Annotated in this window: 10 protein-coding genes; 6 read left to right on the top strand and 4 right to left on the bottom strand. The window is 74.3% G+C overall.

From position 1 onward, the window contains the following. Both ACRYR2_RS12750 and ACRYR2_RS12745 read right to left on the bottom strand, forming a co-directional pair. A complete protein-coding gene (locus ACRYR2_RS12750) occupies positions 1 to 420 on the bottom strand; it encodes a DNA polymerase ligase N-terminal domain-containing protein (protein WP_432563281.1) in 420 nt (139 codons plus the stop codon). A 50-nt stretch (positions 421 to 470) separates the two neighbouring features. Beyond that, complete coding sequence (locus tag ACRYR2_RS12745) at positions 471 to 1,079, bottom strand: MarR family winged helix-turn-helix transcriptional regulator (RefSeq protein WP_432563238.1); 609 nt, start codon at positions 1,077 to 1,079, stop codon at positions 471 to 473. Between the two features lie 225 nt (positions 1,080 to 1,304). Between ACRYR2_RS12745 and uvrA the strand changes: the two genes are divergently transcribed. From uvrA to ACRYR2_RS12715, 6 genes are all read left to right on the top strand, one after another. After that, a complete protein-coding gene (gene uvrA / locus ACRYR2_RS12740; protein WP_432563280.1) occupies positions 1,305 to 4,211 on the top strand; it encodes an excinuclease ABC subunit UvrA in 2,907 nt (968 codons plus the stop codon). A 236-nt stretch (positions 4,212 to 4,447) separates the two neighbouring features. Beyond that, complete coding sequence (locus ACRYR2_RS12735) at positions 4,448 to 5,686, top strand: hypothetical protein (protein WP_432563237.1); 1,239 nt, start codon at positions 4,448 to 4,450, stop codon at positions 5,684 to 5,686. Between the two features lie 52 nt (positions 5,687 to 5,738). After that, positions 5,739 to 7,025: a glycosyltransferase gene (locus ACRYR2_RS12730; RefSeq protein WP_432563236.1), complete on the top strand. Its 1,287-nt coding sequence runs from the start codon at positions 5,739 to 5,741 to the stop codon at positions 7,023 to 7,025. Further along, the gene (locus ACRYR2_RS12725; RefSeq protein WP_432563235.1) at positions 7,022 to 8,380 is read left to right on the top strand and encodes an FAD-dependent oxidoreductase; all 1,359 of its coding nucleotides are present in this window, start codon (positions 7,022 to 7,024) and stop codon (positions 8,378 to 8,380) included. Before ACRYR2_RS12730 ends, ACRYR2_RS12725 begins: the two co-directional genes overlap by 4 nt. A 220-nt stretch (positions 8,381 to 8,600) precedes the next feature. Then, on the top strand, positions 8,601 to 8,942 hold the full coding sequence (locus tag ACRYR2_RS12720; RefSeq protein ID WP_432563234.1) for an HIT domain-containing protein: 342 nt from the start codon (positions 8,601 to 8,603) through the stop codon (positions 8,940 to 8,942). Positions 8,943 to 8,951: 9 nt separating this feature from the next. Beyond that, the gene (locus tag ACRYR2_RS12715; RefSeq protein WP_432563233.1) at positions 8,952 to 9,563 is read left to right on the top strand and encodes a chemotaxis protein CheB; all 612 of its coding nucleotides are present in this window, start codon (positions 8,952 to 8,954) and stop codon (positions 9,561 to 9,563) included. Between the two features lie 170 nt (positions 9,564 to 9,733). Here the strand turns inward: ACRYR2_RS12715 and ACRYR2_RS12710 are convergent, their stop codons facing one another. Further along, positions 9,734 to 10,108, bottom strand: a complete 375-nt coding sequence (locus ACRYR2_RS12710) for a hypothetical protein (RefSeq protein WP_432563232.1) — start codon at positions 10,106 to 10,108, stop codon at positions 9,734 to 9,736. Positions 10,109 to 10,451: 343 nt separating this feature from the next. After that, positions 10,452 to 12,389, bottom strand: coding sequence for an HD-GYP domain-containing protein (locus ACRYR2_RS12705; RefSeq protein ID WP_432563231.1), 1,938 nt, complete (start codon positions 12,387 to 12,389; stop codon positions 10,452 to 10,454). Positions 12,390 to 12,670 lie beyond the last annotated feature (281 nt).

Genomic DNA, 12,670 nt, shown 5'->3' with positions numbered 1-12,670 from the left:
TCAGGGGTCAGCCGCGCGCGGCTGGTCCGCAGTCAGGTGCAGGAGCAGCTCCGGTCCCGCCGCGTGCGTGCGGATGAGCGCGTACCGGCGGGAGCCGTGCCGTCCGTGCAGGACGAAGACGGTGCGCCGGTCGGTGCGCGACTCCAGCTGCCACCAGCCGGTGTCCGCGATCGCCTTGTCCGCGTCGGTGTACCCGAGGTGCTCCAGGTCGTGGTCGGACACGGCGACGGCCAGCCGGTTGCTCCGGGGGTCGGTCGGCAGCCCCCGGGGCAGGGCCCACGACCGCAGCACGCCGTCCTCCTGCAGCCGCAGGTCGTGGTGCGGCCGGGGCGTGCGGTGGTCGTGCAGGACGAACGCCGGCCGGTCGCCGCCCGGGCTGGCCGTCCCCTCCTGATCGGTCAGCACCGTCTGATCGGTCAGCACCGTGGCGCTCCGGCGTCGTCGTCCGGGTGTCCGGGACGTCCCGGTGGTCAGGAGCGCGGCGGCACGCCCGGCACGGGCGAGACGCCGCCGGTGGAGGTCAGGTGCTCGAACAGGACGGAGCTGATCTCCCGCAGCTGGCCGACCTGCTCGGGGCCGAGCTGGTCGAACAGCGTCGTGCGCACGGTCTCGACGTGCCCGGGGGCGGCGGCCGCGAGGGCGGCGAAGCCCTCGTCGGTCAGCACGGCCAGGAAGCCGCGGCCGTCGGTGGGACACGCCTCGCGGCGGATCCAGCCGCGTTCCTCCATGCGCGCCACGGCGTGCGAGACGCGGCTGCGGGAGGACAGCGAGGAGTCGGCGAGCTCGCTCATGCGCAGCGACCGGTCCGGGGACTCCGAGAGCCGGACGAGCATCTCGTAGTAGGTCAGCACGATGCCGGAGTCGTGCTGCAGCTGGCGGTCGATGCGGTCGAGCAGGAGCTGCACGCTGGACAGGAACGTCCGCCAGGTGACCTGCTCGTCGTCGTCGAGCCAGCGGACCGGTCGTGCCGTGTTCTCAGCCGGGTTCCCGGCCGGGTCCCCCGTCGTGCGGTCAGCCGTGCCCCGGGCCGGCCGTGGGGAGTCGAGGGTGTCGTCGAGGAGCGTTCCGAGCGGGGCCATGCACCGAGAGTAGGCAGCCCTCTCAACTACCGACGTCCCCCGAACGGTGGACCCTGCGTCGTGCACTCGTCACACGGGTCCTCCGGGCGCGCTCCGGGAGGTCGTGTCGGAGGTGACGCCTAGGGTTGGGGTGTGGCTTCTCGCACCCCCTCCTCCAGCACGACCACCAGCAAGGGCGCCGCCCGTCCGGCCAAGCGCACGTCCGCGAGCGCCGCGTCCCGTCCGGTGTCCTCGGCCCGGGTCCCGGGCGACCGGCTCGTCGTGCGCGGCGCCCGGGAGCACAACCTCAAGGACGTCTCGGTCGACCTGCCCCGGGACAGCCTGGTCGTGTTCACCGGCCTGTCCGGGTCGGGCAAGAGCTCGCTGGCCTTCGACACGATCTTCGCCGAGGGGCAGCGCCGGTACGTCGAGTCGCTGTCGGCCTACGCCCGCCAGTTCCTGGGGCAGATGGACAAGCCCGACGTCGACTTCATCGAGGGGCTCTCCCCGGCCGTCTCGATCGACCAGAAGTCGACCTCGCGCAACCCGCGCTCGACGGTCGGGACGATCACCGAGGTCTACGACTACCTGCGCCTGCTCTTCGCCCGCGCGGGCAAGCCGCACTGTCCGGTCTGCGGTGAGCCGGTGGGCCGTCAGACCCCCCAGCAGATCGTCGACCAGCTGATGGAGCTGCCCGAGGGCACCCGGTTCCAGGTGCTGGCCCCGGTGGTGCGCGAGCGCAAGGGGGAGTACGCCGAGCTGTTCCGCGAGCTGCAGGCCAAGGGGTTCGCCCGTGCCCGCGTCGACGGCGAGGTCGTGCCGCTGGACGACCCGCCGACGCTGCAGAAGCGGCTCAAGCACACCATCGAGGTCGTGGTGGACCGTCTCGTGGTCAAGGAGGGCGTCAAGCGCCGGCTGACCGACTCGGTCGAGACCGCGCTCGTGCTGTCCTCGGGGCTGCTGGTCGCCGACCTGGTCGGCGTGGAGGGTCCCGAGGGTGAGCGCCGCTTCTCCGAGAAGATGGCCTGCCCCAACGAGCACCCGCTCGAGCTGGACGAGATCGAGCCGCGGTCCTTCTCCTTCAACTCCCCGTTCGGCGCCTGCCCGGAGTGCACGGGCATCGGCACCCAGCTGGAGGTCGACCCCGAGCTGGTCGTGCCCGACGAGGACCTGTCGCTGAACGAGGGCGCCATCGCGCCGTGGACGTCGGGGTCGGCCGACTACTTCCAGCGGCTGATGACGGCGCTGGCGGACGACCTGTCGTTCTCGATGGACGTGCCGTGGCGGGCGCTGCCCAAGCGGGCCAAGGACGCGCTGCTGAACGGCAAGGACCACCAGGTCCACGTCCGGTACAAGAACCGCTGGGGCCGGGAGCGGTCGTACTCGACGGGGTTCGAGGGCGTCGTGGAGTTCGTCAAGCGCCGGCACTCCGAGACCGAGTCGGACATGTCCAAGGAGCGCTACGAGGGCTACATGCGCGAGACGCCGTGCCCGGTCTGCAAGGGGGAACGGCTCAAGCCCACGTCGCTGGCGGTGAAGATCGCCGGCCGGTCCATCTCGGAGATCTGCGCGCTGCCGATCGACGAGTGCTCGAAGTTCCTGGACACCATGGAGCTGTCGGCGCGGGAGAAGAAGATCGCCGGCCAGGTGCTCAAGGAGATCCAGGCGCGGCTGGGCTTCCTGCTGGACGTCGGGCTGGACTACCTGTCGCTGGCCCGCCCGGCCGGGACGCTGTCAGGTGGTGAGGCCCAGCGCATCCGGCTGGCGACCCAGATCGGCTCGGGTCTGGTCGGGGTCCTGTACGTGCTGGACGAGCCCTCGATCGGGTTGCACCAGCGCGACAACCGCCGGCTCATCGACACCCTGACGCGGTTGCGGGACCTGGGCAACACCCTCATCGTCGTCGAGCACGACGAGGACACGGTGCGGGTGGCCGACTGGATCGTCGACTTCGGGCCGGGGGCGGGCGAGCGCGGCGGGCAGGTCGTGCACTCCGGCGACCTGGAGGGCCTGCTGGCCAACCCCAAGTCGCTGACGGGGCAGTACCTGTCGGGCCAGCGGGCGATCGAGGTGCCCGCCGTGCGTCGTCCGGTCGACCCGGCCCGTCAGCTGGTGGTGACCGGTGCACGTCAGCACAACCTCAAGGACGTCACGGTCGAGTTCCCGCTGGGAACGCTGGTCGCGGTGACGGGGGTGTCGGGGTCGGGCAAGTCGACGCTGGTCAACGACATCCTCTACACGGTGCTGGCGAACAAGCTCAACGGTGCCCGCCGGGTGCCCGGGCGGCACAAGAGCGTCCAGGGGCTGGAGCACCTGGACAAGGTCGTGCACGTGGACCAGAGCCCGATCGGGCGCACCCCGCGGTCGAACCCGGCCACCTACACGGGGGTGTTCGACCACATCCGCAAGCTGTTCGCCTCGGCGCCGGAGTCGAAGCTGCGCGGGTACCAGCCGGGCCGGTTCTCGTTCAACATCAAGGGCGGTCGCTGCGAGGCGTGCGCCGGTGACGGCACGCTGAAGATCGAGATGAACTTCCTGCCGGACGTGTACGTCCCCTGCGAGGTGTGCCACGGGGCCCGGTACAACCGGGAGACCCTCGAGGTGCACTTCAAGGGCAAGACGATCGCCGAGGTCCTGGACATGCCGATCGAGGAGGCCGCGCAGTTCTTCGCCGCGGTCCCGGCGATCTCGCGGTACATGACCACCCTGACCGAGGTCGGCCTGGGGTACGTGCGGCTGGGGCAGCCGGCCACGACGCTGTCCGGGGGTGAGGCGCAGCGCGTCAAGCTGGCCTCCGAACTGCAGCGACGGTCCAACGGCCGGACGATCTACGTCCTGGACGAGCCGACGACGGGTCTGCACTTCGAGGACATCCGCAAGCTGCTGGGCGTGGTGCAGGGGCTGGTCGACAAGGGCAACAGCGTCCTGGTCATCGAGCACAACCTCGACGTCATCAAGTCCGCCGACTGGCTGGTGGACATGGGTCCCGAGGGCGGCAACGGCGGCGGGACGGTGCTGTGCACCGGAACGCCGGAAGAGGTCGCGGCCCACCCCGGCAGCTACACGGGGCAGTTCCTCGCCGAGGTCCTCGCCTCCTCCGCGTCCTCGTCGGCGTCCCCGTCGCGGGCGCGGGGGCGCGCTCGGGCCAGCTGAACGACAGCCGTTGCCCGAGAGGGCGATCGGAATCGCGCAAGGATTCCGATCGCCCACTCTCCGTAGTCTTTCCGGCCTCCTCCTCGACACGCGTCGTGAGCGCCGGAAACTCTTCGTGTTTCTTCGCGGCATTTCGGGATTCAGGGTCCAACGGTGGGTTCCCTCCTGCCACACTTCGTCGCGATCAAGGCTCTGAACATCGGGGGATGTGGGCCGACGCGACGAGGGGGGAACGGATGAGCGAGACGACCACCGGCACCGGGACGACCACCGCACGGGGACCGCTGGGGGTGGTGCCGCGCCCGCGCACCAGCCGGGCCGTCCCCGCCCTGGAGGCCGCCCGTCGCGGGGTCCGCTGGCTGCACGAGTCGGGCATCCAGAGCCCGACCGGTGGTTACCACTCGTGGTTCGACCGGACGGCCGAGGTCTACCCGTTCGAGTACTCCGAGGTCACCGGGTACCAGGTCACGCTCGCCGCCTGGCTGGCCGCCCGCGGTGACCTGACCCTGCGCGAGGTGGCCCTCGGTGACGCCGAGCGTGCCGTGCAGTGGCTGGCCGAGGCGGTGCAGCCGGTCCCGGGCGCCTTCCGCTGCCTCGACGCCTCGGCCGCGGTCGGCCGCTTCGCCGGCAAGGCCGACCGGCTCTACACCTTCGACGCCGGGATCATCCTGCAGGGCCTGGTGGCCCACCACGTCGCGACCGGCAGCGAGCTGGCCCGGCGCACCGCCGTCGACACCGGGGAGTGGCTGCTGGGCCTCGTCGACGCCGCCGGCGTCGTCCAGCCGTGGCCGGCCACCGCCGAGGCCGGCCGCTGGCAGGACGCCCCGGGCGACTGGTCGACCCGCCCCGGCGTGCACCACGCCAAGATCGGGATCGGCCTGGCCGCCCTCGGCGACCTGACCGGCGACGAGCGGTACACCCGCGCCGCCGTCGCCGTCTGCGAGGACGCGCTGAAGCTGCAGCTGCCCTCGGGCCGGTTCGTCACCAACCCCGACGCCGGGACGACGAACATCCACCCGCACTGCTACGCCGCCGAAGCCCTGTGGGCCGTCGGCACCGCCACCGACCGCGAGGACCTCGTCGAGGCCTCCGAACGGGCGACCCTGTGGGCGCTGGCCGCCACCGACCGGCACGGCCTACCGCCGCGCCGGTACGGCCTCGACGCCGACGGGAGCATCGTCGCCGTCCGTCACCCGCGCGTCGACGGCGTCGCCCAGGTCCTGCGGCTGGCCGCCCTGCACTCCGCCCACGGCACGCACGCCGCGCAGCGACTGCTCACCGCGCTGTTGGAGCGGCAGGTCCACGCTCCCGGTGAACCCCGCGCCGACGGCGGCTTCGCCTTCGGCGCCGGCACCGACGGGACGCCGCTGCCGCACGCCAACGTCTGGGTCACCGCCTTCGCCGTCCAGGCCCTCGTGCTGGCCGCCGGGGAGCGCCGCGGCACCGCGGTGCTCGACTGGCGCCACCTCGTCTGAGCCGGCCGTCCACGAGAGGTCGGTTCCAGCAGTGGCTCGCATCCTGCTCCTCATGACCCGACCGCTGGCAGGCGCCGGCGGTCGGGGTCTGGTGCTGCGCACCATCGTCGACTCCATCACCGGAGCCGGGCACGAGGTCGTGTGCGCCGTCGTCGGCGGCCCGGCCGACCCCGTCCCGGTCGACCGCTCCGTCGCCACCCACCGCCTGCCCGACGTGCGCTGGTGGGAGGTCCTCGGACCCGCCGCCGCCCGCCGCGGCCTGCGCTCGGGCAACGAACGGCTCTACTGGTCGCCGCGCGTGGCCGCCGAGGTCCGCCGCCTCGTGGAGGTCGAGCGGATCGACGCCGTCGTCGCCGACGGGGTCCGGCTCGCCCCCTACGCCGAGGACTCCGGCCGGCCCTGGTTCGTCGACCTCGACGACCTGCTGTCGGACCGGTACGACCTGTGGCGCTCGCGGGCGATGGACCTGCACCAGCTCCTCGGGCACCGCCGCCCGACCTCCCGGCTGGCGGCCGAGGTGCTGCGCCGGGTGCCGGTGGGGCGCGTGCTGGCCCTGGAGGCCCGCCGGCTGCGCGAACGCGAGGACGTCCTGGCCCGTACCGCCCACGGCACCTCGCTGGTGTCGCCGACCGAGGCCGCCCGGCTCGCCGAGCGGGTCGGGGTCGAGGTGCAGGCCCTGCCGATGGCGGTCACCGCGCAGGTGCGGCGGCAGTGGACCGGTGGTGCGCCCCTGGACCGGCGGCTCGCCTTCCCGGGGTCGCTGACCGCGTTCGCGAACGAGGAGGCGGTCCGCTGGTGGATCGACGAGCTCGAGCCGGCGTTGCGTGCCCACGGCCTGCAGGGGTGGGAACTGCACGTCTTCGGCGAGGTGCCGGACGCGGTCCGCGCCCGGGTCGGCGCGCCCTCGGTCGTCCTGCGCGGGGCCTTCGACCGTGAACGGCTGCACACCGAGCTGGTGCAGCACTCGTTCCTGCTGGCCCCGCAGCGCGAGGCGCTGGGGCTGACCGTCAAGGTCGTCGAGGCCGCCGTCCTGGGGCTGGTGCCCCTGACGACGCCGCAGGGTGCGTCCGGCATGGGCGTCGCGCACGGGGACCAGATGCTGTTGTTCCGCGACGGCGACGGGCTGGCCCGGGCACTGGGAACGCTGGAGCGGTGGGCCGCCGAAGGTGGTTCGCAGACCGCGGAACTGGCCGGCCGGGCGCACGCGTGGGCCCGGTCGAGCTTCGCCGCGGAAGTGCTGACCCGGCGGTGGGGCGCCGTGGTCGAGGGGTTGGTACCGGGCGCGGCGGCGTCCGGGCCGCAGTCGGGAGTTCAGGTGGGGGAGAGGGGTTCGAGGTGAGCGCTCCTGTCGTGGAGGGTGTGGCCGGTCGCCACGGGGGCGACCAGCCGGTCGTCGTCATCGGGGCCGGGCCGGCGGGCCTGGCCGCGGCCGAGCACCTGCTCGACGCCGGCGTCCAGGTCGTGGTCGTCGACGGTGCACCCGGGGTCGGTGGGCTGAGCCGGTCGGTCGAGTTGTGGGGGCACCGCTTCGACCTGGGGCCGCACAGCTTCCTGTCGAACTCGCACCCGGAGTCGGTGACCCGCTGGCTGGACCTGGCCGGTGCCGCCGGTGGCGTCGAGCGGACCGAGGCCGTGCGTGCCGCGGTGTGGCGCGGACGGGTGGTGGGTTTCCCGCCGAGCCCGGTGGACGTGCTGCGCACGACCGGGCCCGCGCGGACGGCCTCACTGGTCGGCGCCCGGGTCGCCGCCCGGGTCCGCCCGCAGGCGGCGCCGGCCCGCACCGCCCACGACGCGCTCGTGGCGCGGCACGGCCGTGCGGTCGTGGAGGAACTGTTCGTCCCCTACTGCCGCAAGTACCTCGGAGTGCACCCGCGCGAGCTGTCGAGCGCGTTCGCGGACAAGCTGCAGGGAACCCGCCGGGGCTGGCGCGGGCCGGTGGAACTGCTGACCCCGCGCGAGGGCACCGGGGCGGTGTGGGAGGAACTGGCCCGCCGGCTGCGGGCCCGCGGTGCGCGGATCCTGCTGGGGACCACCGTGACCGGGTTGGCGACCGAGGGCGAGCGGGTGACCGCCGTGCAGGTGCGCGACGCCGTCTCGGAGTTCGCCGTGCCGGCCCGCGCGGTCGTGTCCAGCGTTCCCGCCCCCGTGCTGCTGCGCTGGCTGCCGGGAACCCGGGCCCCGGCGGGGCCGGCGCTGCGCAGCCGGGACACCTACCTGGTCCACCTGCTGCTGGAGGGCACGGGGAACGGCCGCGAGGTGGGCCAGAGCAGCCACTACGTCACGGCCTACGACGAGCAGGTGCGGACCGGGCGGCTGACCAACACCCGGGCGTGGCGGCCGGCGACGTTCCGCAACGAACCCCGGACCGTGCTGTGCGCGGAGTTCTGGAGTTCGGGGGACGACGACCTGTCGGCCCGCTCGGACCACGAACTGGCGGAGCTGGCGATCTCCGAGCTCCCCGCCTTCGGTGTGGACCCTCGCGTCCGGATCGTCGACACCGACGTGATGCGCCTGCCGCGCAGCGTGCCGGTGCTCACGGCCGGGGTGGAACAGGCTCGCGCCGCCGTGGACGCCCAGCTCGACCGCTTCACCAACCTGGCTCGCGTCGGCCGGCACGGCAAGCACGACTGGGACGGCCAGGAGGACTCGCTGCTGACCGGCCGCAGCATCGGCGCGCACGTCCTCGCCGTCTGAGCCGTTCGAGCCGTCCGAGTTCCCGACCGGCCGTGAGGGCCCTGCGCCGCAGCGCAGGCCCTCACGGGCCCAGGCGCAGTCGCCGGTCAGCGCCTCGGGGTGACCGCTGGACCGCCGGGGACCAGTGCGCTGCTCACCTGGCTGCCGGGAACCCGGTGGCGCCCCTCCCCGCTCCGGGACGTGCTGCGGGGGTGGGCGACGCGGGCCAGGACTGCCTCCGGTGCCGTCTCCGGGACGGCGGCTGGAGACCAGCCGGGTCCTCGAGGACGAGCACGTCGTCGCCCTCACGGACCACCAGCCGGTCGATCCCGGTCACGTCCTGGTCGCCCCGCGCCGGTACGCCGCCGGCCTGGAGGACCTCGAGGCGGACTGGCGTGCCCGGGAACGCGCGGAACCGGACGTTGCGGCCGCGCAGGTGCGCGGGAGTCCCGCGGCGCTCGCGGGGCGGCCGGGACCGGCCGGTGACGGGTCGGACACGGGTGACCCGTCGGTCCGGGGGCCCAGGGGGGACACGAGCGGTGCGGTGCTCGGTGGTCGTCGTGCTCGCCCGCCCTCGCCGTAGGGTGCTGCGATGCGCGGCGTCACGGATGAGGAGCACCTGTCCACCACCGCGGTCATCGCCCTGGTCTGCTCCAGCGGAGGACTCGAAGCGCTGATCCAGGTCCTGGGTTCCCTGCCGGCGGACCTGCCGGCCGCGGTCGTCGTGGCGCAGCACCAGGACCCCCGGGCCGACGACCTGCTGGCCCACGTCCTGCAGCCGCACACCGACCTGGCGGTGCGTCCTGCCCGGGACGGGCTCCTGCTGGAACCCGGGGCCGTGCACCTGCCCCCGGCGGGTCACCACCTGCTCGTCACCGCCGAACGGCGCCTGCTGCTCCTGCCCGTCGGACCACCCCCGCCCCCGCGTCCCAGCGCGGACCTGCTGCTGTGCAGCCTGGCGGTGGCCGCGGGCAAGGACGCCATCGCCGTGGTCCTGTCCGGACGCGGCAACGACGGCGCCACCGGCGCCACCGCCATCGACCGCTGCGGCGGCCTGGTCATCACCGCCACCGAGGCGGGCAGCTCCCAGCCGGACATGCCCCGCGCCACGGCCGAACGCGATCACATCACCGACCACGTCGTGGATCCCGTCGACATCGCCGCCCTGCTGGTCAGCGCGGTCACCGGCGCCCGGCTGGGGTGAGCGGCCAGGCCGGCCGCCGCGCGGACCGCCGCCGGCAGGCCCGACTGCGCCGGGTCGGGATGCTCGCCGGAGCATTCCTCGTGTCCGTCAGACCGGGTCGGCCCCGGACGGGGCGGGAGCCATCGGTGAGCGGTGCCGTCGGGCGAGGAGGCAGCGCACGGACGTGCTGGTCAGCGGTGGGTGCGCTGTGCCGGGACGACCCGGTGCCCCGCGGGGCGAGGTCGGCCGGCGGTCAGGAGCCGCTCGCGCAGGAACGTCTGCACCGTCGCGCCCAGCGGCTCCCCGGCCACGACCCGGTGCGGGTCGTCCAGCCCGCGCCGGTCGGCGGCCCCGGCGCTCAGGGCGGTCCGCAGCGAGGCCAGCAGGGCCCGGGAGTAGGTGCCCGACGACAGGCAGGCGCGGGCTTCGGCCAGTCCGACGCCGTCGAGGCCGGCCAGCCACTGGTCCAGCGCGGTCCAGGTGTCGATGGTGACGCGCGTTCCGGCCCCCCGCGTCTGGTCGGTCACAGCCTGCACGGTCACGGCCTGGTCGGTCACGGTGCTCACCCGGGCAGTCTGGCGACCCGCGCACGACGGAGGCAAACGGCGGGAGTCCCGCGTGTGACGGCCGGTGTTCCCTCGGCTCCACCGGTGGCCGGTCCGGCACCGCCACCGTCTCGTCCACTCCGGTGCAGCGACCGACTCCGGGGCAGCTCGCCGTCCACGACACGGCCGTGCCCGCGTTCCCGTCGCCGTCCGAGACCATCAGAGGTCCTGGGTGGTCGATGCCGAGTCCGGTACGACGTGAGCGTCGCCGCGCACGTCGGAGCACCGGCCACCGCCCGGTCACGGTCACCGTTGCACCGTGCCTCAGCACCCGTCGTGGACCGCCGGCCGCCCTGAGAGCAGTTCAGCAGTGGGCGTTGCCGTTGCCGTTGCCGTTGCCGACCCCACCGTTGCCGTTGCCGTTGCCCCGAGGGGTGCACGTGGGGCTGGGGCTGGTGGTCGGGCTGGTGGTGGGGACGGCGGTCGGGCTGACGGTCGGGCTGGCGGTCGGGCTGGTGGTGGGGACGGCGGTCGGGCTGGTGGTGGGGACGGCGGTCGGGCTGACGGTCGGGCTGGTGGTCGGGCTGGTGGTCGGGCTGGTGGTGGGGACGGCGGTCGGGCTGACGGTCGGGCTGACGGTCGGGCTCGTGGTCGGACTGGTGGTGGGGACGGCGGTCGGGCTGGTGGTGGGGACGGCGGTCGGGCTGGTGGTGGGGACGGCGGTCGGGCTGACGGTCGGGCTGGCGGTCGGGCTGGTGGTGGGGACGGCGGTGGGGCTCGTGGTGGGGCTGGTGGTGGGGCTCGTGGTCGCCGCCGAGCGCGTCGGAACCGACGGGGACGTGCGGGCGGGCGGGGTCCGGACCGGGGAAGGCGACCGCACCGGCGTGGAGACGCTCCGGGTGGGAACCGCGACGGCACGGGACGCCGGCTCGCTGGGGAAGCCCGTGCCCGCGGTCGCCGGGTCGATCACCGTCTGGTCGGGGAGTGCCGGTGCAGGCGCCGGGGAGGTGGGCTGCCCCGCAGGGACGCTCGCGCCGGTGTCCACCGCAGGAGCCGAGCCGGACGAGGTCGCGGCGGGAACCGCAGGCTCCGCGCCGGCCGCGACCTGCGCCGCCGGACCCGCCACCGCCTGCGCGGGAGCGGTGGCCATCGCCTGCGTGACGCCCAGCCCCCCACCCACGCCCACCCCGGCGGTCAGCACGGCGGCCAGCACCTGACCGCCGGTCGTCTGCACCAGCGCGGAAGCGTGCGAGAGCGCCTGCGCGGGGGTGGCGCCCATCCCGGGCAGCGCGGCCAGCAGCGTCGCCGGGCCCGCGATCAGCCGCAGCCGGCCGATGCCCACGGCCAGGAACGCTCGCACGACCTCGGGGTCGAACTGGGTTCCGGCGCAGCGGGTGATCTCCGCGCGGGCCTGCTCGGCCGACATCGGCTTCTTGTAGGCGCGCGCGGAGGTGATCACGTCGTAGGTGTCGGCGACGGCGATGATGCGCGCGGCCAGGGACACCTCCTCGCCGGCCAGTCCGTTCGGGTAGCCGCCGCCGTCCCAGCGCTCGTGGTGCTGCTCGACCCCCTCCAGCCACGGGCCCAGCCAGGCGCGCAGCGGCTGCACCAGCCGCCCGCCGTGGCAGGGGTGCTGCTGCAGGGCGGCCCACTCCTGCTCGGTGGGTCGGCCGTTCTTGTTGATGATCGCCACGGGAACGTGGACCTTTCCCACGTCGTGCAGGAGCGCGGCCCAGCTGAGCCGGTCCACGTCCTCGTCCGGCAGACCCAGCTCGCGACCGATGAGGGCTGCGTAGGCCTGCACGCGCTCGCCGTGCGCGCGGGTGCGCGCATCGTGCTCGGCCAGGGCGCCCACCAGGGCCAGCACCCGGTGCGCCGAGCCGTGCCGGGCGTCCCCGTCACTGTCCTCACCACCGCCGTGCGCCCCCTCGGCGCGGTCCGGCGCCGTGTGCAGGCGTGCGGGGGCCCAGGTGCGGCGGGCGATGGCGAAGCGGCCGGGGACGCGGTCCGGCAGGACCAGGCTCAACCGCAGCAGCGCCGAGAGGGGCACCAGCCTGCGCAGCCAGCGCGAGCCGGCGATCAGCACGACGCAGGACGAGCCCACCACGAGCAGCAGCCACACGGTGGCGGGCAGGCCCAGGCGTTCGGCCGGCGCCCACCGGGCGGCGGCGACACCGACGCCCAGGGCGAACAGCAGCGGCCCGGCGAAGACGGCGGCCCGCACCGCGGTGGCCAGGACGGGCCGCGGGCGCCAGGTGGTCTGCGCCGTCTGCCCGTAGTTCTGCGTCGGTCCCGAGGCCATTGTTCCGGCCTCGGAACGGGAGCCGGGGCGGTTGAGCGGTTCCCGGGAGGTTCACCCGCGCAGGCCACACCCCTCGCCCGAACGGTCGATCCGCGTCCCAGCCACAGCTCGCCCAGGCGCAGGTGCGGTCCGCTCCGGTGACACGTGCGAGAGCCGCCCAGCCGCTGAACCGGCCCGCTCAAGAAGACCGACGAACCGCCGATGCCTAGAACAGTGCGTCCAGCTGGCCGATCAGGCGCACGACCTGCTCCCCCCGTGGCTCGGCACCTCCCTCCTGAGAG

The organism is Kineococcus deserti (genome assembly GCF_050871945.1).
In the GTDB taxonomy this organism is placed as follows: domain Bacteria; phylum Actinomycetota; class Actinomycetes; order Actinomycetales; family Kineococcaceae; genus Kineococcus.
Note: the sequence above shows the minus strand (reverse complement) of the source record. Positions and strands in the feature narration are given on the sequence as shown.

Excerpts from the sequence above, each read along its gene's own strand:
- ACRYR2_RS12745 (WP_432563238.1), bottom strand. The coding sequence starts at position 1,079 with ATGGCCCCGCTCGGAACGCTCCTCGACGACACCCTCGACTCCCCACGG.
- ACRYR2_RS12735 (WP_432563237.1), top strand. The coding sequence starts at position 4,448 with ATGAGCGAGACGACCACCGGCACCGGGACGACCACCGCACGGGGACCG.
- ACRYR2_RS12730 (WP_432563236.1), top strand. The coding sequence starts at position 5,739 with ATGACCCGACCGCTGGCAGGCGCCGGCGGTCGGGGTCTGGTGCTGCGC.
- ACRYR2_RS12705 (WP_432563231.1), bottom strand. The coding sequence starts at position 12,389 with ATGGCCTCGGGACCGACGCAGAACTACGGGCAGACGGCGCAGACCACC.
- ACRYR2_RS12715 (WP_432563233.1), top strand. The coding sequence starts at position 8,952 with ATGCGCGGCGTCACGGATGAGGAGCACCTGTCCACCACCGCGGTCATC.